The following is a 20,805-nucleotide window of genomic DNA, read 5'->3' on the forward strand; positions in this document are numbered from 1 at the left end:
AAACTGTCCACATAGGACGAGGGAGCTGTGGGAAAAACCTGTTCCGGTGACCTGTTCGGGGTGATTACGGAATGGCCCTCAGATTCACCTTGCTGCCCTTTTTCACGAGTTCTCCGGCATTGGGTTCCTGCTGGATGACGAGGCCGAAGCCACGGTCCCGTCCCTTGAGATCCGGTTGCAGCCCGGCCTGCTGCAGCATCTGCATGGCCTCTTCGATCGAGTGGCCCAGCACCGAAGGCACCTGGACGGCGTTGGAGACGTACACCCCGACGCGCAGGCTGCTTCCCTGGATCTGCCCGCCCGCGGCGGGGGTGGTGCGGGTGACGTTGCCCGCCGGTACGTTCTGGGAGAATTCCGCGCCCGCGTCGTAGGGCTCGAAGCCCTGCTGGCGCAGGAAGGTGAAGGCGTCGTCGTGGGACATTCCGGTCACGTCGGGCACGGGCTGCGGCGGCCGCCCCTTGGACACCACGATCGTCACCTTCGAGCCCAGGTCCAACTGCGTGCCGGGCTGCGGGCTGACCGAAATGACATTGCCTTCGGCCACCGTGGTGCTGTACTGGTCGGCGCTCTCGTCGTGGGCCGGGACGAGTTCGGCCGCGATGATGGCCGTTTCCGCCTGGTTGAGCGAGGTGTTGGCGCCGATGTCGGGCACGGTGGGCCGTCCCGTCGAGAGCACCACCGTGACTTCGGTGCCGCGCAGGGCACCGGTTCCCGCGGACGGGTCGCTGCGGATGGCCAGCCCCGCGGCCACCGTGTTGTTGCGCTGCTGGGTGAACTTCGTGGAAAAACCGTTGTCACTCAAGATTTTCGCCGCCGTCGCCCGATCCATGCCCGCCACCTGGGGCACGGTCACCGTGCGCGAGGACTTCTGCCCGCCGGACAGCGACGACAGCACCACGATGAGCAGGACAACCGCGGCCAGAGCGCCCACCGCCCAGCGGGCGCGCTTGTCGCGCAGCAACGCGGTCAGCTTGGCCTTGACCCCGGAGGGGCCGGGCTCGGGTTCCTGCGGCGGGACGGGCGAGTGGCCTGTCCGGGGCGGTTGTGGCCCTTGTGGTGCTTGTGGCGGCCGCACCATGGCCCGGGTGCCGCGCGGGCCCGCCATCGGGGCCGCGGCGGTGAACGAGGTCGCCATGTCCGCCTGCGGGGGCGGCGCCACCGGGGACATGGCCGGAATCGTGCGCTCGGCGTCCCCCACCGCCCACGGCGGGCGCACGGAAGACGGCTGCGGCGCGGGCGTGGGTGCGGAAGTGGGTGTGGGAGTGGGTGCAGGCGTGGGGGTGGGAGTGGGAGCCGCCTTCGGGGCCGGAACGGGGATCGGTACCGGTTCGAGACCGAGGGAGGCCCGCACCCGCCGCAGCTCCTCGAGGAAGGCGCCCGCGTCCGCCGGGCGGCCCTCCTGGTCACGGCGGGTCGCCCGCAGCACCAGTTCGTCCACCTCGGGCGGGAGCCCGGGCGTGCTCGCGCCGGGGGCGGGCACGTCGTCGTTGACGTGGCGGTACGCGACGGAAATCGCGGTGTCACCGGTGTAGGGCACCTGCCCGGTCAGCATCTCGTACAGCACGACGCCCGTGGAGTACACGTCACCGCGTTCGGCGGCCATCCCGGTGGTCACCTGCTCCGGGGAGAGGTAGGCGACCGTGCCGAGAATGATGCTGGAACTGGTCGTACCGGAGCTGGCGACCGCGCGCACCAGCCCGAAGTCCGCCACCTTGACCACTCCGGTAGGCGGGGTGCCCGCCTGCCCGATCAGCACGTTCTCCGGCTTGACGTCGCGGTGGACGAGGCCGGCCTGGTGGGCCGCGGCCAGTGCGGCGAGCATCTGCTCGGCCACGCTCAGCGCGAGCGGGACTTCGAGGCGGCCCCGTTCGTCGAGCAGGTCACGCAGGGTGCCGCCCGCGACGAGCTCCATCACCAGGAAGATATGTGCTCCGTCGACGCCCTGGTCGTGCACGGTCACCACGTTGGGATGGTGCAGACGGGCCGCCGAGCGTGCTTCGCGCTCGAACCGGTCGACGAACGACCGGTCGTCGGCGAACCGCGGGTCCATGATCTTGATGGCGACCGGACGGTCCAGCCGGGTGTCGGCCCCGCGGTACACCGAGGACATGCCGCCCCTGGCGATCAGGGCGTCGACGCGGTAACGCCGCTCGAGGAGCGTTCCCGCCAGGCTGGCGTCGGTGGGTGTCACGGTGGGGATCGTACGGATACGCGCGCCTCCGGCGGACACAGCCCATGATCAACTTGGCGCTCCGTCGAAGTTTCGTCACGGTGCCGGTGCGATAGTGCACCCCTGGCCGCGCCATATGGCACAGTGTCAGCTGTGAGTGCGATTCCAGTCGCTGATGACGTACTTGGCCCGGAGGTCACCCTGCTCCCGCTGGCCGAGGTCGGCGCGGTCATGGGCCTGTCGGTCAACAAGGTGCGGCAGTTGTTGCGGGACGGTCAGCTGATCGCCGTCCGCCGGAGCGGCGACCTGTGCGTGCCCGCGGACTTCCTCGTCGGTGCCGCGCCGGTGAAGGGCCTGAACGGGCTGCTGACCGTACTGGCGGATGCCGGGTTCAGCCGCACGGAGATGCTGCGGTGGCTCTACAGCGAGGACGAAACCCTCCCCGGCACCACCCCGATCAACGCACTGCGCACCAACCACGGCACCGAGGTCAAGCGGCGCGCCCAGGCGATGGCTTTCTGAGCTTGCGGCCCGCCCCGGTGCGCTCGCTGGTGCGTGAACCGGGCGTGGGGCTCACGCCCCGGGGCATGGGACTCATGCCCCGGGCGTGGGACTCGGGCTCAGGAGTTCTGGGTGTCGCGCCAGGCGATCCAGTCACGCAGGAGCGTCAGGTCGTGGTCCGGTCCGCTCACGTGCGCGGTGAACAGCGAGACGCCCAGGTCGCGCAGCTTCGGGCCCACCTCTTCGGGGCCGGACCGCACGGCCGTGGACAGCTCGATCTCCGCCGGGTCGCGGCCGATGTCGGCGCAGTGCCCGCGCAGGATCGCGGCCTTGCGTTCGATCACCTCGGCGTCGCCGAAGCCGTGCCAGATGTCGGCGTGCCGCGCGACCAGGCGGAGCGTCTTCTTCTCGCCGCCGCCCCCGATCAGGACCGGGATCCTGCGGGTGGGCGGCGGGTTGAGCTTGCCAAGCCGGGCCTCGATCCGCGGCAGCGACTCGGCCAGGTCGTCCAGGCGGCGGCCCCCGGTGCCGAACTCGTAGCCGTACTCGGTGTAGTCCCGCTCGAACCAGCCCGCGCCGATGCCGAGGATCAGCCTGCCGTCGCTGATGTGGTCGACGGTGCGCGCCATGTCGGCCAGCAGTTCGGGGTTGCGGTAGCTGTTGCAGGTCACCAGTGCGCCGATTTCCACCCGGGAGGTGGACTCCGCCCAGGCGCCGAGCATGGTCCAGCATTCGAAGTGCAGACCGTCGGGATCGCCGGTGAGGGGGTAGAAGTGGTCCCAGTTGAAGATGATGTCCACGCCGAGCTCTTCGGCCTGGGCGGCGGTTTCCCGGATCTTGCCGTAGTCGGCGTGCTGGGGCTGCAACTGCAGCCCGATCCGCACCGGTCGCTGTTCGGGGATCGTCATGATCGCCAGCGTAGTCCGGATCCGGCGGCGTGCACGGCGGCGACGGTGAGGCGCCGCGGCAGCGGCACCCTGACCCGCCGGGACAGCACGTCGTAGTCCCGGCGCTCGATCTCGTCCAGTATTCCCTGGTACAGCACCAGGGCCGTGTGAACGCAGGCTCTGGACTCCTTGCGCAGCAAGGGGATTCCGGGCTCGGCTCGCCGGTACACGGCGCGGGTGCGGGCCACCAGCGCGGCCAGGGCACGGGCGACGCGCCGGTCGTGGCGCTCCCGCTCGCGGCACCACGACAGCAGCGCCCGGTCCACGCCGAAGGCCGCGAGTTCGGCCGTGGGCAGGTAGAGCCGTCCCCGGTCGAGGTCCTCGCCCACGTCGCGCAGGAAGTTCGTCAGCTGGAACGCCTCTCCGAGCGCGGCCGCACTCGGGGCGGCCTCCTCGCGCGGCACCACGGTGCCGAGCACCGGCAGCATCTGCAGTCCGATCACGCAGGCGGATCCGTAGGTGTACTCGTCCAGATCCGCGAAGGTCGGGTACTCGGTGACGGTCAGATCCATGCGCATCGAATGCAGGAAGGCGTCGAACAGGTCCCGTTCCAGGCCGTACCGGCGGACCGTGTCCGCCAGCGCGAGGAACACCGGATCCGCCGGCGGCCTGCCCGCAAACACCGCGTCCAGCCTCCGTTCCAGCGCCGCCAGCGCGGCTTCCGGATCGCTGCCCGGCTCCGGGTTGTCGACCAGCTCGTCGGCCGTTCTCGCGAAGCCGTACAGCGCGTGTGTTGCCGGTCTCGCGTGGGCCGGGAGCAGCCGGGTCGCGAGGAAGAACGTCTTGCCGTAGCGCGCGTTGATGCGACGGCAGTCCCGGTAAGCGCCCCGCAGCGAGGTCATCGCCCGGTGATCCTCGCCGCGGCGAGCCGTCCCGAGATGAGTACCGGCGGGATGCCCACACCCGGCGTGGTGCCGCACCCGGCGAGGACGACGTTGTCGATGCCGCGGACGAGGTTGCGCGGCCGGAACGGACCGGTCTGGCCGAACGTGTGGGCGAGCGAAAACGGGGTTCCGGCGGACAGGCCCTGATCCGCCCAGTCGCGCGGCGTCACCAGCTCGTCGACCTGGTAGGCCTCGTCGAACCCGGTCAGCCCCCGCGCGGCGAGGGTGCGCAGAAGCTCGTCACGGTAGGCGGGGCCCACCCGGGGCCAGTCGATGCGGGAGGTGCGCAGGTTCGGCGCGGGGGCGAGCACGGAGACCACCTGCCCGTGCGAGGCGAGCGCCGGATCGGTCGCGGTGGGCCGGGTGACCAGCAGCGACGGGTCGGACATCAGGCAGCCGTGGCGGATGATCTCGGTGAACGTCCGCTCCCACGCGTCGCCGAAGAAGATCGTGTGGTGACCGAGTTCGGGCCATTCCCGGTGCGCCCTGCCGTGCAGCACGACCGCCGAGGGGGAGTAGCGCAGCGGGACCGGGCGCTTCGGCCGGGCCCCGAGCAGCCGGTAGGACGTGGCCAGCTCGGTGGCGAGGACCACGGCATCGCAGGGGATCCGCTCCCCGTTGCGCGTCCGTACCGCCTGCACCCGGGACGACACCCGTTCCAGCCACGCCGCTTCGGTCTTGAACCGCAGGTCCGCCCCCGCCCGCTCGGCGGCGTCGGCGAGTACCTGGCCGACCTGGCCCATACCACCCAGCGGGTAGTACACACCGGCGACGGTGTCCATGTACGGGATGACCCCGTAGGCCCCGAGGGCACGCCGGGGGTCCAGACCGGCGTAGAGCGCCTGGAAGGAGAACAGCCTCCGCAGGCGCTCGTCGCGGAGGAACCGGCCGATGCGCGGACCCAGCCGGTGGAAACCGCCGAGTGCCAGCAGTTTCAGCAGTTCCGGCCGGGCCAGGTCCAGCGGTGAGTCGAAATTGCCGCCGAGGAAGTGGTCCTTCTCCACCGCGTAGAGCTCGGTCAGCCACGCCCGCAGCCGCCGGTAGCCGTCGGCCTCCCGCGGCCCGGCGAACGCGCGGATCTCCGCCTCCATCGCTTCGGCACCGGTGTGCACCGCGATCGCGCTGCCGTCCGCGAAGCGGGCGTGATAGGCCGGGTCGAGCCGGACCAGCCGCAACCGGTTCGGTTCGCCCGCCGCGGCCAGCGCCTCGTCCAGCAGTTCGGGCATGGTGAGCACGGTCGCCCCGGTGTCCACCGAATACCCGTCGCGCTCGCGCTGGCTCACGCGGCCGCCCGGGCGGTCGTCGAGTTCGAGCAGGGTGACCCGCCTGCCCGCCCCCAGCAGGTGCAGCGTCGCGGACAGCCCGGCGAGCCCGGCGCCGATCACCACCACATGGTCAGCGCGCATGACGCGCACCCCGGCAACCCGGTTGACCGGCCTCACCCAGTCCGCACATCCCGGCCTCCTAGTAGGTCCGTTGCGTCGCCTTGGCCGCCAGCTCGGCCAGCCGGGTGGCCGCCGGTTCGGCGAGCCCGGCCCTGCCCAGTGCGGCCAGTCCGGTCCCGGTGAGTTCGGTGATGCGCCGTTCGACGGCGGCGACCGCACCGGCCTCGGTGAGCGCGGCGCGCACGGCGTCGACCTCCGAATCGGACAATGCCGGGTTCCCGATCGCCTTCTCGATAACCGCGGCCTGCGCGGCATCAGCCTGTTGTAGGCCCAGCGCGACGAGCAGGGTCCGCTTGCCCTCCCGCAGATCGTCCCCGGCGGGCTTGCCGGTGACCGACGGGTCGCCGAACACTCCGAGCAGGTCGTCGCGGAGCTGGAAGGCGATGCCCAGGTCCCGGCCGAACTCGCGCAGCGGTTCGATCCGCTCGGGCCCGGCACCGGCCAGCGCGGCCCCGAGATGCAGCGGCCGTTCCACCGTGTAGGCGGCGGTCTTGAGCCTGCTCACCCGCAGCGCCGCTTCGGGCGAGGCGTCGCCGGTGGCCTGCGTGCCCACGTCGAGGAACTGACCGGCGAGCACCTCGGTGCGCATCGCGCGCCACACCGGGCGCGCGGCGGCGAGCGTGGCCGGGGACAGCGGGGCGGTGCTGAACATGTCGTCGGCCCACGCGAGCGCGAGGTCGCCGATCAGCACGGCGGCGGCCAGGCCGAACGCGGGGGAGGCGCCGAGCCAGCCCTGCGTGGCGTGCCGCTCGGCGAAGGCCACGTGCACGGTCGGGTGGCCGCGCCGGGAGTCGGAGGAGTCGATCAGATCGTCGTGGATCAGCGCGCAGGCCTGGACGAGCTCCAGGCTGGACACCACCTGCAGCACACCGTCGCGATCGGACTCCTCGCCGCCCGTCCCGCGCCACGCCCACCACGCGAACGTCGGCCGCAGCCGCTTCCCACCGCGCAGCACGAATTCGGTGAGGGCGTCGACACCGGCGGCGAAGCGGGGTTCGTCGGCCCGGATCTGCGCCCCGGCCTCCCGCAGGAATCGCGCGAGCTCCCGTTCCACACGACCGGGAAGGTCGGCGTCGTAGTTCATGCCCCTATGGTCCGGGGTCACCGCCGGGCGGGCGATCGCGGGGTGGTCGCGGTGTGATCGTTCTGTAGTCTCGTATCGTGGCGACCTTGGTGACTTTCCATGCCCATCCGGACGACGAGTGCATCACCTGCGGCGGGGTGATGCGCAAGGCACACGAGGACGGCCACCGGGTCGTGCTGGTGGTGGCCACCCGCGGGGAACTCGGCGAGGTGCCGGACGGTTTCCTCGCCGAAGGGGAGGAACTCTGGCAGCGCCGGGTGAGCGAAACCCAGGCAGCCGCCGACATCCTTGGCGTGGAACGCGTGGAATTCCTGAACTACCGGGACTCGGGAATGATGGGCACCCCGGCCAACGACGCACCCGGCTCGTTCTGGACGGCGCCGGTGGAGGAGGCGGCGGAGAAGCTCGCCGCGATCCTGCGCGAGGAAGACGCCGAAGTGCTGACCTGCTACGACGATTTCGGCAACTACGGCCACCCCGACCACATCCAGGTGCACCGCGTCGGCATGCGGGCGGCCGAGCTGGCCGGCACGCCCCGGGTCTACCAGGCCACGACCAGCCGCGAGCACTTCCAGCGCGGTGTGGCCGCCCTGGCCGAGCAGACCGGTGCCGACCTCCCCTCCCCGGAGGACCTGGGCGAGATGGGCAAGCCGGAGGCGGAGATCACCGCCGCGGTCGACGTCACCGCGTATCTTTCGTACAAGCGCAAGGCGATGCGGGCGCACGCGAGCCAGATCAGCGAGGAGTCGTTCTTCCTGTCCCTGCCGGACGAGGCCTTCGCGTACACCTTCGGCACCGAATGGTTCATCCGTCCCGGCCAGGGGCCCGGCATCACCGAAACCGACCTGTTCGGGTAAGAGCTGTATCAGACTGGTTTGCGTGGCGGTGCGGGTAGCGGAACCACCGCTTCAGGCTTCGAGGATCACCCGGGCGACGGCGGGGGAGCGCAGGTAGGCGCCCGGGGTCTGGAACTCCCAGATCCCGGCGTTGATCGTCAGATCCCGGGCGAGGCCGGTGAACCGCTCCGCCAGCACCGCCTGGGGCACCGCCACGATGTCGCCGATGTCGGCCACGTTCACCCATCGGCGGACCGACGGCGGGCGGCCGTGGGGTTCGTCCTCGCCGAGAGCGCCCGGCAGGGCCAGCGGTCCGCCCAGCGTGACGAGCAGCCCGGTCTCGTGGCCGGGGTCCTCCCACAGCGCCTGGTAGGTGACCAGCGCGCCGAGGGAATGCGCGACGATCACGTCCGGCCGGTGCTCGGCGATCTCGGCGGCCACCGCCTGACGGGCGGCCGCGCTGCGGTCCGCCGCGGTGAGGTAGGTGTGCAGTTCGCGGCAGAAGTGCAGCCCGAAGAGCCGGGTGCCGGGCCCGAAGGCGCGGGTGAGCCAGCCGAGGGCCTGCTCGGCCCGCTCGCCGTCGGGTGCCGCCGCGAGTTCGGGCCACAGCTGGGTGACCCAGCGGGCCAGCAGTTCCCGCTCACCCGGCGTGAGGAAGGACGGATCGTCCTCGCAGGCCGATTCCCGGTTGCCGTCCTCCAGGTGATCCCCGTAGTAGGCGACGCGCAGATCCAGGGGTGTGCGCCCGTCGACGGCGGTGCGCAGATGACCGAGCCATTGGGTGGTCAGCGTGGCTCGCGTCTGGTCGGCGGTGCCCGAGCGGCTGCGGTAGCGATGGCTGCCGGCGCCGTGCACACCCAGTACGCGGAGCATCGCTTCCCTTCCGTAGCCGCTTTCGATCGCGTAATCGTTCGAGCGCGTAGCGTTGTTACCTGTCGCACTCTATCGGGTCCCGCCGCGGCCCGGCGCTCCCACCTGCAGAAACACGCGTTTCTCGTGTGATACTCGACGCATGTCCTCCTACCGCGAACTGCCCGGTCACGGCGTCGTGCAGTGCTGGTGGGAACGAAGGGTGGGGCTCGGAAACACCGCGTACCGGGTCGTTCCGGACGCCTGCTCGGACATCATCGTGTCCGCGACGGGGGAGGCGTCGCTGGTCGGCCCGACGCTGCGGGCCGCCCTGCACCCGATGGTGCCCGGCACGCACCTGCGTGCGGTCCGGTTCCGCACGGAGGCGCTGGCGGCGGCGCTGGGCCTGCCCGCGCCCGAGGTGACCGACCTGTTCGTCCCGCTCTCCTCTGCGCTGCCGTCCCGGACCGCGCGCCGGCTCACCGAGCAGGTGTGGGAAGGCCGGTTCACGGAGGTACTGCGGACGCTGCGCCCCTCGCCGGTCGAGGCCAGGGTCCGCCACGCGGTGCGGCGCCTGTGGTCCTCGGGTACGACGCTGGCGGCACTGGCGGTGGAGATCGGGATCGGCGAGCGGCAGCTGCGGCGGCTGGTGCTCGCGAACACCGGGCTGGCGCCGAAGGCGGTGCAGCGGGTCGGCCGGTTCCAGCGGTTCCTGCACGCCGCCGAGGCCGGGCATAGCCCGGGTTCGCTGGCCGGGACCGCCGCCGCGGCCGGGTACGCCGATCAGGCGCATCTGGCCAGGGAAGTCCGGGAACTTACCGGCCTCGCGCCGGGCGCACTGCTGGCCGAGCGGTCAGGGTGTGCCGTGGAGTCTGCTCGCCTGCGCCCTGATGGCGTCGGAGAGCGCGGCCGTGGGCCCGCGTAGCGCCGAACGCCGCGCGGTGAGGATGAACTCGACCTCGCCCGGGTCGGGCAGGCCGTGGCCGGGCGGGAGTTCGGCCAGTCCGGCCGGGATGAGGCTGCGCGCGAAGACCGCGACACCCAGGCCCGCGAGCGCGGCGGCCCGCAGGCCGTTGAGGCTGCCGCTGGTGCACACGATCCGCCAGTTCCTGCCATCGGCGCGCAGGGCCTCCAGCGCCCGCGCCCGGGTGATGCTCGGTGGGGGGTAGGCGATGAGCGGGACCGGGTCGCCGAGGTCGGGTTCGAGCCCTTCCCGGCCGATCCACACCAGCTGGTCCGTCCAAAGTGGACCAGTGCTGTCCTCGTCCGCGCGCCGCTTGCCGAGCACCAGGTCCAGCTCACCCGCGCGCAGCTTCTCGTGGAGCACGCCGGACAGCGCCACGGTCAGTTCGAGGTCCACCTGCGGGTGGCTGCGCCGGAACTCGCGCAGGATCTCCGGCAGCGGCCCGACCACGAAGTCCTCCGAGGCGCCGAACCGCACCCGTCCCCGCAGTTCGGTGCCTGTGAAATAGCTCATAGCCCGGTCGATGGTTTCGATGACGTTCCCGGCGAAACCGAGCATGGCCTCACCGTCGGCGGTCAGCTCCACCGAATGCGTGTCGCGCACGAACAACTGCTGCGTGCTGGCCTGTTCGAGCTTGCGAACGTGCTGGCTGACGGTGGATTGGCGCAGTCCGAGCCGTTGCGCGGCGCGCGTGAAGCTGCGTGTCTCCGCGACCACGAGGAAGGTTTTGAGCCAGACCGGATCGAGCACCACCGGACCGTATATCACGAAGTGCGATAACAGTTATGGCGGCAATCATACTTCACAATCTCGCCGGGTGAACGGAGGATCTAGGGGTATTGGCCGGGCAAAAGGACCGCACGCAGCGGGCCTGACGGTAGAGGGCCCGCGCAGGAGGGCAGAAAGGACCATTTCATGCGTGGCGCCGCGCTGCTCGCGAAGTCCCGGATCGACCCGTTCATCCTCGGGATCCTCGCCACGGTTGGGGTGGCCTGCCTGTTCCCGGCCCGCGGTCAGGGCGCGGAGATCGCTTCCGCCGTGAGCGCGGTCGGGGTCGGTGCGCTGTTCTTCCTCTACGGTGCGCGACTGTCCACAGCGGAGGCCCTGGCCGGGCTGAAGCACTGGCGGCTCCACCTGACCATCCTCGTCGCCACCTTCGTGCTCTTCCCGCTGCTGGGCCTGGCCGTCAAACTCCTGGTGCCGTCCGTGCTCACCCCGGTGCTGGCCGCGGGGGTGATCTTCCTGTGCACGCTGCCGTCCACGGTGAACTCGTCCATCGCGTTCACCTCGATCGCGCGAGGCAATGTCGCCGCGGCCATCTGCAGCGCTTCGTTCTCCAGTCTCATCGGGATCGTGCTCACCCCGTTGCTGGTGGGGCTGTCGCTGGAGACCACCGGCCGCGGTTTCTCGCTGCACTCGGTGACCTCCGTCGTGCTCCAACTGCTGGTGCCGTTCGTCGCGGGCCAGATCGCCCGGCGCTGGATCGGCGGCTGGATCGCCGCGCACAAGAAGGTGCTCGGCCGCGCCGACCGGAGCGTCATCCTGATCGTCGTCTACACCGCGTTCAGTGAGGGCGTGGTCGCCGGGATCTGGCACCAGCTGAGCTGGGTGGCGCTGGCCGGGCTGCTGGTGGTGAACCTGGGGCTGTTCTTCGCGGTGCTCGGGGTGCTGAAGTTCGCGGCGCCGCGGCTGGGCTTTTCCCGTGAGGACCAGATCGCGATCATCTTCTGCGGTTCCAAGAAGTCGCTCGCCAGTGGTCTGCCGATGGCCACGGTGCTGTTTCCCGCGGGCAGTGTCGGGCTGATCGTGTTGCCGCTGATGCTGTTCCACCAGGCCCAGCTGATGATCTGCGCGGTGCTGGCCCGCCGGTGGGGTGCGCAGGCCGAAGCGCGCGGCCTGGTCCCGGCCACGGCCTGAAGAGTGTCCAAGAAGTGGACGTGAGTTCCCACGCCTCGGACCTACGGATACCATGGGAGGCATGACGACGGTGGTGGAACGGCTGCGGGGTGAAGGTCCTGCCTTCTCCGTGGAGTTCTTCCCGCCTCGCGATGCCGCCGACGAATCGGTGCTGTGGCGTTCGATCCGCGAGCTCGAACCGCTCGACCCGGCGTACATGTCCATCACCTACGGCGCGGGCGGATCGAGCCGGGACGGCACGATCCGCAGCATCGCCCGCGTCGCCACGGAGACCACGCTGGTGCCGATGGCGCACCTCACGGCGGTCAACCACTCGGTCGCCGAACTGCGCAACGTGATCGGCTGGTACGCCGCCGTCGGGGTGCGCAACATCCTCGCCCTGCGCGGCGACCCGCCGGGCGACCCGTACGGCGAGTGGGTGCCGCACCCGCAGGGCCTGACCTACGCCGAAGAACTGGTGTCCCTCGTGCGGTCGCTGGGGGACTTCTGCGTCGGCGTCTCCGCCTTCCCCTACGGCCACCCCCGTTCCCTCGACCTCGATAGCGACACGAAGTACCTGGTGCGCAAGTTCAAGGCGGGTGCGGAGTTCGGCATCGCGCAGCTGTTCTTCGAGGCCGACGACTTCCTGCGGCTGCGGGACCGGGTGGCCGCCGCGGGCAGCGACGCGCTGCTCATCCCCGGCGTGATGCCCCTGACCACGCCGCGCACGCTGCACACCACGATCCGGCTCTCCGGCGCGCCGTGCCCGCGGCACCTGCTGGACCGGCTCGAACCGCTCTCCGACGACCCGAAGGCGTTCCGCGCCGAAGGACTCGACGTGGTTACCGAACTGTGTCAACGGCTGATCGCCGAAGGCGTGCCCGACCTGCACTTCTACACCTTCAACCGGTCGAAGGCCACCCGCGAGGTCGTCGCCAGGCTCGGCCTGGTGCCCGCCCGCGCCTGAGCAATTCCCTTGCGGTGGGACGGTAGGTTGCCCTCATGGCTTCCGTGCACGAGATCTGCAACAGCTACGTCGAGGAGTTCGCCGCGGCCCACCCCGTAGCCGCGACCGAGATGGGGATTCCCGGCTACGACGACCAGATGACCGACTACTCGCCGGAGGGGCACGCGGCGCGTGCCTCGGTGGCCAAGCGTGCCCTCGACGCGGTGCGTGCCGCCGAGCCGGCCGATGCCGCCGAACGCGCCGCCAAGGCGGTGTTCACCGAGCGCGTCGGGCTGGACCTGGAGATGCACGAGGCGGGTCTCGACGAAGCTTCGCTCAACGTCATCGCCAGCCCGGTGCAGGACCTGCGCATGGTGTTCGACCTGATGCCCACCGGTACTCCCGGGGAGTGGGCCAGCATCGCCGCGCGCCTGGGCAAGGTGCCCGCCGCGGTCGACGGGATCCGCGCCTCGCTGCTGTCCGCCACCGCGGCGGGCCGCCCGCCCGCGCTGCGCCAGGTGACCAAGGTCGCCCAGCAGGTGGAGACCTGGGCCGGACTGGCCGGGGAGACCGGCTACTTCGACACGCTGATCGCCGGGGCGCAGGACGTGCCGGACTCGCTGCGCCAGGATCTCGAGCGCGGGGCGCGGGTGGCCCAGGAGGCCTACGCGGAGCTGGCCGGATTCCTCCGCGCGGAACTCGCGCCCAAGGCTCGTGACTCCGACGCCGCGGGCGAGGAGGTCTACCGGCTCTGCTCGCGGTACTTCATCGGGGCCGCGCTCGACCCGCGGGAATCCTACGAATGGGGCTGGGCCGAGTTCTCCCGGCTGGAAGCCGAGATGCGGGAGGTGGCTTCGCGCCTGAAGCCCGGTGCCACCCTCGCCGAGGTGGCGGCCGCTCTCGACGAGGACCCGCGTTACCGCGTGCACGGCACCGGCACGTTCCAGGCGTGGATGCAGGAACTGTCCGACACCGCGCTTCGCGACCTGCGGGACAGGCATTTCGAAATCCCGGACCCGGTGATGGCACTGGAATGCCGGATCGCCCCGCCGGGGGGCGGCGCCGGGGCCTACTACACCGGTCCCAGCGAGGACTTCTCGCGTCCCGGCCGGATGTGGTGGTCGCTGCCGCCGGGCCGCGAAGAGTTCTCCACCTGGCGCGAGGTCAGCACCGTCTACCACGAGGGCGTGCCGGGCCACCACCTGCAGATCGCCACGGCCGTGCACGAACAGTCCCTCAACCGGTTCCAGCGGCTGATGGCCTTCACCTCCGGACACGGCGAGGGCTGGGCCCTCTACGCGGAGCGGCTCATGCAGGACCTCGGTTACCTGTCGGACGACGGCAACCTGTTCGGGATGCTGTCCGAGCAGTTGTTCCGCGCCGCACGGGTGATCGTGGACTTCGGCATGCACCTGGAACTGGAGATCCCGGCGGGCACCGGCTTCCACGAGGGGCAGCGGTGGACGCCGGAGCTGGGGCTGGAGTTCCTGCTCACCCGCACCATCACCGATCCGCCCCTGGTGCGGGACGAGATCAACCGCTACCTCGGCTGGCCGGGGCAGGCCCCCGCGTACAAGCTGGGCGAGCGGCTGTGGCTCGAAGCGCGCGAGGACGCTCGGCGCCGCCAGGGCGAGAAGTTCGACATCAAGGACTTCCACACCAAGGCGCTGCGTCTCGGCGGCATGGGGCTCGACACTCTCCGCGAACAACTCGCCGAACTCGACTAGAGGCTTTTTCGAAGTGGTTTGCGTGGCGGTGCGGGTGGCGGAACCTCAGGCGGTCCCTGGCTGTGGGATCGCCTCCTCATGAATGCCAATTCACGAAGCGCTGGCAGTGCTGTTCCTGCGAGACACCGCCTGAGAACCCGCGGCGGTGCAAACTGACGGCCCACCGCAAGCGGCTCCGCCGCTTTGAAACACGCTAGCAACACGCACCGAACCGAAAGGCAGGTAGCACGCCATGCATCGGATCTTCCGGGTCACCCCGCCGCCGCGCTCCGCTCGCGGGGCGACCTACTGAAAGTCCACTCAGGACGGTAGCTGACGCCTCCTCGCGCCCGGTCGCACCGGGCGCGAGGAGTGCCGCATGCCCGTCCGGCTTTTCGCCCCGCGTCGTCGTCCACTGACCTCTTCGACGCTGGAGCGATTCTTCATGCCTTCTTCCGTTGCCGCGCCCGCGCGCGGCCGCGCGACCTTTTCCTTGCTGCTGGCCGGAATCCTGTGGGGCACCGGCGGCATTTCCGGATCCCTGCTGGCCGCCAGGGCCCAGTTGCAACCCCTGCCGGTGGCGGCCTACCGGCTGCTGCTGGGTGGCGGCTGCACCGTGGTGTTCCTGTGGTTCCGCGGCGGCCTGCGCAGCATGGTCTGGACCAAAGCTGTGGTGTTGCGCCTGATCACGGCCGGTGCGCTGCTCGCCCAGTTCCAGGCGTGCTACTTCGGTGCGGTCACCCTCACCTCGGTCAGCCTCGCCACCATGATCACGATCGGTAGCGTGCCCGTCTTCGTCGCTTCGGTCACCGCGCTGCGGCAGCGGCGGCTGCCGAGTCCCGCCACCGGGCTGGCCATGCTCGCCGCCGTGTTCGGGCTGGCGTTGCTCACGTGGTCGCCCGAGGGAATCACCGGCGGGTGGCGCCTGGCCTGCGGGGTTGCGCTCGCCGTGGCCGCGGGCGCCGGGTTCGGCGTGCTGACCCTGGTCAACCGCACGGCCGTGCCCGGCCTGGACGCCTTCGCCACCACGGCCTTCGGCCTGCTGATCGGGGGAGTGCTGCTCACCCCGCTCGCGTGGTGGTCCGGGATGGCCCTGCCGCTGCGGCCCGACGTGATCGCGGTGGCGCTCTACTTCGGTTTCGTGCCCACCGGTCTGGCCTACGGCGCGTACTTCCTCGCGCTGCGGACCGCGGCGCCGGTGGTGGCGGCGTTGTCGGCCCTGCTCGAACCGCTGACCGCCGCCGTGCTGTCCGCGATCCTGCTGCACGACCGGCTCGGCGCCACCGGGTGGACCGGCGCCGCGCTGCTCGTCGCCGCGCTCGGCGTCGGTTACACGCGACGGTAGGGAGTTCGCGGTGGCTGCCCCCGCGGGGCCGCCACCGTTAGCTTCGATAGCGGCCCGGGGTGGTGCCGACGAGGTTGGCGAAGGCGGCGATGAAACTGCTGGGGTTAGCCCACCCGCAGGCGTGGGCGACGTGCGTCGTGTCGTGTCCGTCGGCGAGAAGGACGAGTGCGTGATAGACGCGTAGTTGGGTGCGCCACTGGTAGAAGGTCATGCCGAGTTCGTTGTGGAAAAGCCTGCTGAGCGTGCGGGCGCTGGCACCGGCTTTCTGCCCGAGTTCGGCCAACGAGCTGTTGTCCGCGGGTGTGCGATACAGGATCCGGGCAATGGCCCGTAACCGGTCGTCGTGTGGTTCCGGCAGTTGCAGTGGCTGCTCGTGCGCTTCGTGGAGTTCGTCGACGAGGACCCGGCGGAGACGAGCGCGGGCGGCGCGGTCACGGTCGCATGGGCCGGTGAGGGTGAGCAGGATTTCGCGGGCGAGGCCGGAGACCATGAACACGGCGGGATGGTCCGGTACGAGACGGGCCAGGGATGGCGGCAGGAAGAGGATCCGCATGTCGGTGCTGCCGTGAGCGCGGTGGTAGTGCGTGAATCCGGCGGGGGTCCAGGTGACCCGATTGGCGGGAACGATCGACGTGCCCCCTTCGGTGTGAACCGACAGGACGCCGCGAGCCGCGTACACCAGGTGTCCACGCGGATGGGAATGCGTCGAGCTCGTTCCTCCCGACGGCCAGAGATGCATGCCTCCGGACGGCCACAGCTGCGATGTCGGGGTTTGGCGGCCATCGAGCATAAAGTGGCATTCTATCGGTGGACGGTCACCGCGCCTTCGGACGACAGTGCACCCATGACGAGTACGACCATGCGAGCGGCGGTCTGTGTCCGGGCGGGCGGCCCGGAGGTGCTGGAGGTCCGTGAGCTGCCGGTACCGGCGGTCCGGGAGGGCTGGAGCCTGGTGCGGGTGAAGGCCGCGGGCTTGAACCGCTCGGAGCTCAGGACCCGCCAGGGCCATTCCCCGAACGTGACCTTCCCGCGTGTGCTGGGGATCGAATGCGTGGGAATCGTGGCGGCCTCGACCGATCCCAAGGTAAGGGAGGGCACGACCGTCGCCGCGGTGATGGGTGAGATGGGCCGGGAGTTCGACGGCGGCTATGCGGAGTACGCGCTGTTGCCGAACTCGCTGCTGATGCCGATCACCACCACGTTGCCTTGGGACGTCCTGGCCGCACTGCCCGAGACGTACCTGACCGCACAGGGTGCGCTGGACGCGTTGGGGGTCGTGCCGGGTGGCCGGGGGCGGTTGCTGATCCGTGGCGGGACCTCGTCGGTCGGGATGGCGGCCGCGTCGATCGCGTCCGGTTACGGCGTCAGGACCGCGGCCACGACCCGGGGGCCGGACAAGATCGGCGCCCTGACCGCCGCCGGTGCCGACCACGTGCTCGTCGATGCCGGTGGATCGCTGGCGGCGGGTCTGCACTCGGTCTGGCCCGGGGGGCCGGACCACGTTCTGGATCTCGTCGGGGCGGACACGGCGGTGGACTCGCTGCACCTGGTCCGTCCTGGCGGGACGGTGTGCGTGGCGGGCTCGCTCAGCGGGTGGCTGATCCCGGACTTCGAACCGATCGCGATGATCCCGTCCGGAACCAGGCTCACGGCCTTCCACAGCGACAACCTCAAGGGCAGCGCGGGCAGGCCCGTCTTGCAGCGGGTCGTCCGCGAGGTCGAGGCAGGCGTCTACCGGCCCAACGTCGACCGCGTCTTCGGCCTGGACGACATCGTCGCGGCCCACCGGCACATGGAGAACAACCAGGCCGCGGGGAAGGTCGTCGTGGTGCCGTGAGGGGTCCCCTCAGCCCGGAAACGTTGCCGGACGCGGGTCCTGGCCGCCGGGGGTGCCGGGCGGCTCGAGCGGCAGGGTACGGCCGAGGATCGCGAACGGCCTGGGGTCACCGGCGAAGTGGTAGTCGCGGAGCACGTCGACGAAACCGAGCCGCCGGTACAGCCGCCAGGCGCGGGTGGGACCCTCCGGAGTGGACAGCAGGACGTGCCGGTCCGGCACGCCCTCCAGCAGTTGCCGCAGCAGTACCTCGCCGATGCCCGCGCCCTGGTTCCCGGGCCGCACGTGGATCTCGGTCAGTTCGAAGTAGTCGCCCAGCCAGGCTTCGGCGGCCGCTTCGCCGCTGCGCTTGACCAGGCCGCGCCGCACCTGCTCGTGCCACCACTGGCCCGGATTGCCGCGGTAACCGTAGGCGATGCCGAGCATCCTGCCTCCGGCGTCCAGCGCCGCCACCCCGCGCCAGCCCTCGCGCAGGGCATGGGTGAGCCACATCGGTGCCCGCTGCTCGGCGGTAGACGGCGGGTAGCGCATCGCCTCGACGTAGATCGCCAGCGCCTCCCGCAGGCGGTCGCGGAAATCGTCGGCGGACAGGCGAACGAACTGTGCTGCCACGGTGGTCATGCACCCGGCTCCGCGGCGACGTCCGCGGCCCGCCCGCCGGTGAGGGCGAGGAGATCGTCGAAGGTGGTGGGGAAGACGGACTTGGCGTGCCCGGCGGCGGCCCACACCACCTCGTACCGCCGCAAGGCGGTGTCCACCAGCGTCGGCACGGGGCTGGGGTGCCCGGTAGGGGCCACCCCGCCGATGACCTGGCCGGTGTGCTCCTTGACGAAGGCGGGGCTGGCCTTTTCCACCGAGGTGGCGCCGGCGAGCGCCGCGAGCGTGGCCGTGTCCGCGCGGTGCGCGCCGGAGGTCAGCGCCAGCAGAGGTGCCTCGCGGTCGGGGAAGACGGCGCGGAAGATCAGGCTGTTCGCGATCGCCCCGACCTCGACCCCGAGCGCTTCGGCGGCCTGCGCGGCGGTGCGCGCTTCGGCGGGGAGAACGCGGATTCCCTGCGCGGCATCGTGCAGGCCCGCCTCGGCGAGCGCCGCGGCGACCTTCGCTATCGCCGGGTGGTCGAAGCTGCTCATACCGATATGAGATCACGAGCCGGCCTCGGCGGGCGATGCTGTATCCCTTATGAACGCCTCGTCCGGCCGGCCACCACACCGGCCACCACGGCGACCACGGCCACCGCGAGCGCGATCCAGGCCCAGGCGGGAAACCGGGAGGACTCGCCGGCCGTCTGGTCCGCGGCACTCACGGCCGTCGAGGTGACGGCGGCCGCCGATGAGGACGAAGGTGCGCCACTGCTCGTGCCCGCGGCCGTGGTGAGCGTGAACCGCACCGAACCCTTGACCTGGTCGCCGTCGTCGGAGACGACCGTGTAGTCGAGTACGTAGGCGCCGGCCGGGCCGTCGGCCCGCACCGGAGCGGTGACGGTCGAGCCGTCGACGGTCGCCTTGCCGACCGTCCACCGCGCACCGCCGGGCCCGGTCACCCTGACCGGGTCCGCGGGCAGGGTGACGGCCTCACCGAACTTCAGCCGCACCTGCTGGGGCGCCGCGGACAGCGACGCCCCGTCGGCCGGATCACTGCTTTCGAGTTCGGTGTGGGCCATCGCCGCCGGTGCGGCGGCCACCAGGGCCGCGACGGCGAGCACCAGCGAAACGGACAGACGCCTGAGCAGCATGGCGAAAACGACCTTCCTTCGTGCCGGGTCTTCTTGCCCGTCCAGGTCGTCCGCCCGCGCCGGAAAGTTCCCCCGACGTTCAGGCGGGAGCCGGCAGCCCGTCCAGCACCCCGGACCTGGCGTCGTCGACCAGTACCCGCAGTTGTCCGGACGGCGTCGATTTTTCGGTTCTTCCCGTCATTTTTCGCTATCCCGTCTCGATCTTATCGAGCCACGGCTCGCCTTTCCGGCGACGATACGATTCGTCACACCTTGCACAGTTCTTCTGAATGTAGGGCGGCCTGCGGGCGATCTCATCACTACGTTGATTCCGCTGCCGATCGATATTTCCCCAATACCCATGCGTTGTCCCTGTCAAGGCTAGCCACACCTTCGGGTGACACCTCGGAACCGCAGGCCGGAACGCGGCGACCAGCACGGCGACGGTCGGATAGCGAGATCATCGCGAAGGGAGGTGCATTGTGAAGGGTTGCTGTGGGAACTCGTGCGGCTCGTGCTCGGGACCGGGCTGCGGCTGCTGCTCCGGCTGCAAGTGAACTGATTCGGCGCCGCAGGTGGGCCCCGGTGCAAGGAGACCGATTCCGCACCGGGGCCCTTCGCGTCGCGCACTGCTTCTGCGTCAAAGTGCCGTGAGGGACCCCCTCGGGCACGTCAGCAAGGTCAGTGGTGTGACGCCGGACCGGTGGGCGGTTCGGCGGACCGGCCCGGCGTGACGCTGTGCAGGTCGCCCTCCCGACGGCCCCGGTTCCGCGGCTCACCCGATCGTGTGGCGCGCCGCCGGAGGGCGGGCGTGCCGAGGCCCACGGCGAGGCCCGCGACGACGACGGCGATACCGAACCAGACGAGCGGGGTGGAGGGGCCGCCCCCGGCGAGCGCGGCCGCCACCGGGGCGACGCCGGTGAGCAGACCGACCCGGTCCGAGCCGAGCGCGGCCACCGTCGAGTACCACAGCAGGAAGGCGACCGCGGTCACCAGGACCGCCAGATAGCCGATGGCGGCCCACTGGATCGTGGTGAGCGCGGCCGCGGCGCCCTCGCCCTCGGTGACCAGCCCGAGCACCAGCAGCATCGCGGCGCCCATCCACACCGAATGCAGCGACACCCCCCATGCGCCGTGCCGTGGCAGCACCGGCACGGCGAGCAGGGTGAACCCGGCTTCGCAGAGCAGGGTGACCACGGCCCAGCCGATCCCGGCCGCATCGGTCCGGCCGATGCCCGCCACCAGCACGCTCCCGGTGGTGACCACGGCCGCGGCCGCGAGGACCCGGCGGCTGGGCCGCCGCCGTTCCAGCAGCGGGCCCGCCAGGCCGAGCACGACGGGCACGCACGCGACGGCGACCGCGATCACCGCCGGTTCCGCGTGGGCGACCCCGTGCACGACGGCGACGTTGAACAGCACGAGCCCACTGGCGGCGACCCCCGCCAGCCACAGCCATTCCTGGCCCCGCGGCCGCCGGATCGGTGCCCCGGTGAGCTTCGCCAGCCCCAGCAGGATCAGCGAGGCCAAGGCGTACCGCAGTGCCTGGGCGGTGAGCAGCGGGGCGGTGGTCAGGGTGCGGGACACGTCGACGCTGCTGCCGACCAGCACCATCCCGCAGGTCCCGGTGAAAAGGCTTCGCGCCCGGGAAACGATCTCCATACCGGTCAGCCTGGCGGCAGAATGGTCC

General features: G+C 71.0%; 20 protein-coding genes. 8 read left to right on the plus strand and 12 right to left on the minus strand.

Annotation, left to right across the window (positions count from 1 at the left end):
* Positions 1 to 64 precede the first annotated feature (64 nt).
* Positions 65 to 2,191 (minus strand): Stk1 family PASTA domain-containing Ser/Thr kinase, encoded by a 2,127-nt coding sequence (locus ORV05_RS06060; RefSeq protein ID WP_268757458.1) that lies wholly within the window; start codon positions 2,189 to 2,191, stop codon positions 65 to 67.
* Positions 2,192 to 2,323: 132 nt separating this feature from the next.
* Between ORV05_RS06060 and ORV05_RS06065 the strand changes: the two genes are divergently transcribed.
* Positions 2,324 to 2,692 (plus strand): Rv2175c family DNA-binding protein, encoded by a 369-nt coding sequence (locus tag ORV05_RS06065; protein WP_268757459.1) that lies wholly within the window; start codon positions 2,324 to 2,326, stop codon positions 2,690 to 2,692.
* 98 nt (positions 2,693 to 2,790) lie between these two features.
* Here the strand turns inward: ORV05_RS06065 and ORV05_RS06070 are convergent, their stop codons facing one another.
* The 4 genes from ORV05_RS06070 to ORV05_RS06085 are packed head-to-tail and all read right to left on the minus strand — an operon-like array spanning position 2,791 to position 7,031.
* Positions 2,791 to 3,579 (minus strand): LLM class F420-dependent oxidoreductase, encoded by a 789-nt coding sequence (locus tag ORV05_RS06070; RefSeq protein WP_268757460.1) that lies wholly within the window; start codon positions 3,577 to 3,579, stop codon positions 2,791 to 2,793.
* Positions 3,576 to 4,460, minus strand: coding sequence for a phytoene/squalene synthase family protein (locus tag ORV05_RS06075; protein WP_268757461.1), 885 nt, complete (start codon positions 4,458 to 4,460; stop codon positions 3,576 to 3,578). The genes ORV05_RS06070 and ORV05_RS06075 overlap by 4 nt, the downstream gene beginning before the upstream one ends.
* Positions 4,457 to 5,908 carry a phytoene desaturase family protein gene (gene crtI, locus ORV05_RS06080; RefSeq protein ID WP_268757462.1) on the minus strand — a complete coding sequence of 484 codons (1,452 nt, stop codon included), beginning with the start codon at positions 5,906 to 5,908 and terminating at the stop codon, positions 4,457 to 4,459. Before crtI ends, ORV05_RS06075 begins: the two co-directional genes overlap by 4 nt.
* A gap of 58 nt (positions 5,909 to 5,966) precedes the next feature.
* On the minus strand, positions 5,967 to 7,031 hold the full coding sequence (locus tag ORV05_RS06085) for a polyprenyl synthetase family protein (protein WP_268757463.1): 1,065 nt from the start codon (positions 7,029 to 7,031) through the stop codon (positions 5,967 to 5,969).
* A gap of 77 nt (positions 7,032 to 7,108) precedes the next feature.
* Between ORV05_RS06085 and ORV05_RS06090 the strand changes: the two genes are divergently transcribed.
* The gene (locus ORV05_RS06090) at positions 7,109 to 7,888 is read left to right on the plus strand and encodes a PIG-L family deacetylase (protein WP_268757464.1); all 780 of its coding nucleotides are present in this window, start codon (positions 7,109 to 7,111) and stop codon (positions 7,886 to 7,888) included.
* Between the two features lie 51 nt (positions 7,889 to 7,939).
* Here the strand turns inward: ORV05_RS06090 and ORV05_RS06095 are convergent, their stop codons facing one another.
* Entirely contained in the window at positions 7,940 to 8,740 is an 801-nt protein-coding gene (locus ORV05_RS06095) for a hypothetical protein (protein ID WP_268757465.1), read from the minus strand.
* Between the two features lie 139 nt (positions 8,741 to 8,879).
* Here ORV05_RS06095 and ORV05_RS06100 point away from each other — a divergent pair, with 139 nt between their 5' ends.
* Positions 8,880 to 9,641, plus strand: a complete 762-nt coding sequence (locus ORV05_RS06100) for a helix-turn-helix domain-containing protein (protein ID WP_268757466.1) — start codon at positions 8,880 to 8,882, stop codon at positions 9,639 to 9,641.
* Here the strand turns inward: ORV05_RS06100 and ORV05_RS06105 are convergent.
* Positions 9,570 to 10,430: a LysR family transcriptional regulator gene (locus ORV05_RS06105; protein ID WP_268757467.1), complete on the minus strand. Its 861-nt coding sequence runs from the start codon at positions 10,428 to 10,430 to the stop codon at positions 9,570 to 9,572. The genes ORV05_RS06100 and ORV05_RS06105 overlap by 72 nt on opposite strands.
* 165 nt (positions 10,431 to 10,595) lie before the next feature.
* Here ORV05_RS06105 and ORV05_RS06110 point away from each other — a divergent pair, with 165 nt between their 5' ends.
* The 4 genes from ORV05_RS06110 to ORV05_RS06125 all read left to right on the plus strand — a co-directional run bounded on the left by ORV05_RS06110 (position 10,596) and on the right by ORV05_RS06125 (position 15,573).
* Positions 10,596 to 11,597 carry a bile acid:sodium symporter family protein gene (locus ORV05_RS06110; RefSeq protein WP_268757468.1) on the plus strand — a complete coding sequence of 334 codons (1,002 nt, stop codon included), beginning with the start codon at positions 10,596 to 10,598 and terminating at the stop codon, positions 11,595 to 11,597.
* 61 nt (positions 11,598 to 11,658) lie between these two features.
* Positions 11,659 to 12,543, plus strand: coding sequence for a methylenetetrahydrofolate reductase (locus ORV05_RS06115; RefSeq protein ID WP_268757469.1), 885 nt, complete (start codon positions 11,659 to 11,661; stop codon positions 12,541 to 12,543).
* A gap of 35 nt (positions 12,544 to 12,578) precedes the next feature.
* Positions 12,579 to 14,249 (plus strand): DUF885 domain-containing protein, encoded by a 1,671-nt coding sequence (locus ORV05_RS06120; RefSeq protein WP_268757470.1) that lies wholly within the window; start codon positions 12,579 to 12,581, stop codon positions 14,247 to 14,249.
* Positions 14,250 to 14,673: 424 nt separating this feature from the next.
* Positions 14,674 to 15,573, plus strand: a complete 900-nt coding sequence (locus ORV05_RS06125) for a DMT family transporter (RefSeq protein WP_268759715.1) — start codon at positions 14,674 to 14,676, stop codon at positions 15,571 to 15,573.
* Between the two features lie 37 nt (positions 15,574 to 15,610).
* On the opposite strand, the gene ORV05_RS06130 is transcribed toward ORV05_RS06125, so the two are convergent.
* Positions 15,611 to 16,312, minus strand: a complete 702-nt coding sequence (locus tag ORV05_RS06130) for an AraC family transcriptional regulator (protein ID WP_407652699.1) — start codon at positions 16,310 to 16,312, stop codon at positions 15,611 to 15,613.
* Positions 16,313 to 16,417: 105 nt separating this feature from the next.
* Between ORV05_RS06130 and ORV05_RS06135 the strand changes: the two genes are divergently transcribed.
* Complete coding sequence (locus ORV05_RS06135; protein ID WP_268757472.1) at positions 16,418 to 17,410, plus strand: zinc-binding dehydrogenase; 993 nt, start codon at positions 16,418 to 16,420, stop codon at positions 17,408 to 17,410.
* Positions 17,411 to 17,419: 9 nt separating this feature from the next.
* Here the strand turns inward: ORV05_RS06135 and ORV05_RS06140 are convergent, their stop codons facing one another.
* From ORV05_RS06140 to ORV05_RS06155, 4 genes are all read right to left on the minus strand, one after another.
* Entirely contained in the window at positions 17,420 to 18,028 is a 609-nt protein-coding gene (locus ORV05_RS06140; RefSeq protein ID WP_268757473.1) for a GNAT family N-acetyltransferase, read from the minus strand.
* On the minus strand, positions 18,025 to 18,537 hold the full coding sequence (locus ORV05_RS06145) for a YbaK/EbsC family protein (protein ID WP_268757474.1): 513 nt from the start codon (positions 18,535 to 18,537) through the stop codon (positions 18,025 to 18,027). The genes ORV05_RS06140 and ORV05_RS06145 overlap by 4 nt, the downstream gene beginning before the upstream one ends.
* 47 nt (positions 18,538 to 18,584) lie before the next feature.
* A complete protein-coding gene (locus tag ORV05_RS06150) occupies positions 18,585 to 19,139 on the minus strand; it encodes a copper resistance CopC family protein (protein WP_268757475.1) in 555 nt (184 codons plus the stop codon).
* Positions 19,140 to 19,799: 660 nt separating this feature from the next.
* On the minus strand, positions 19,800 to 20,777 hold the full coding sequence (locus tag ORV05_RS06155; protein ID WP_268757476.1) for a DMT family transporter: 978 nt from the start codon (positions 20,775 to 20,777) through the stop codon (positions 19,800 to 19,802).
* Between the last annotated feature and the right edge of the window lie 28 nt (positions 20,778 to 20,805).

The sequence above is a fragment of the Amycolatopsis cynarae genome, from assembly GCF_026802195.1.
Lineage (GTDB): Bacteria > Actinomycetota > Actinomycetes > Mycobacteriales > Pseudonocardiaceae > Amycolatopsis_E > Amycolatopsis_E rhizosphaerae.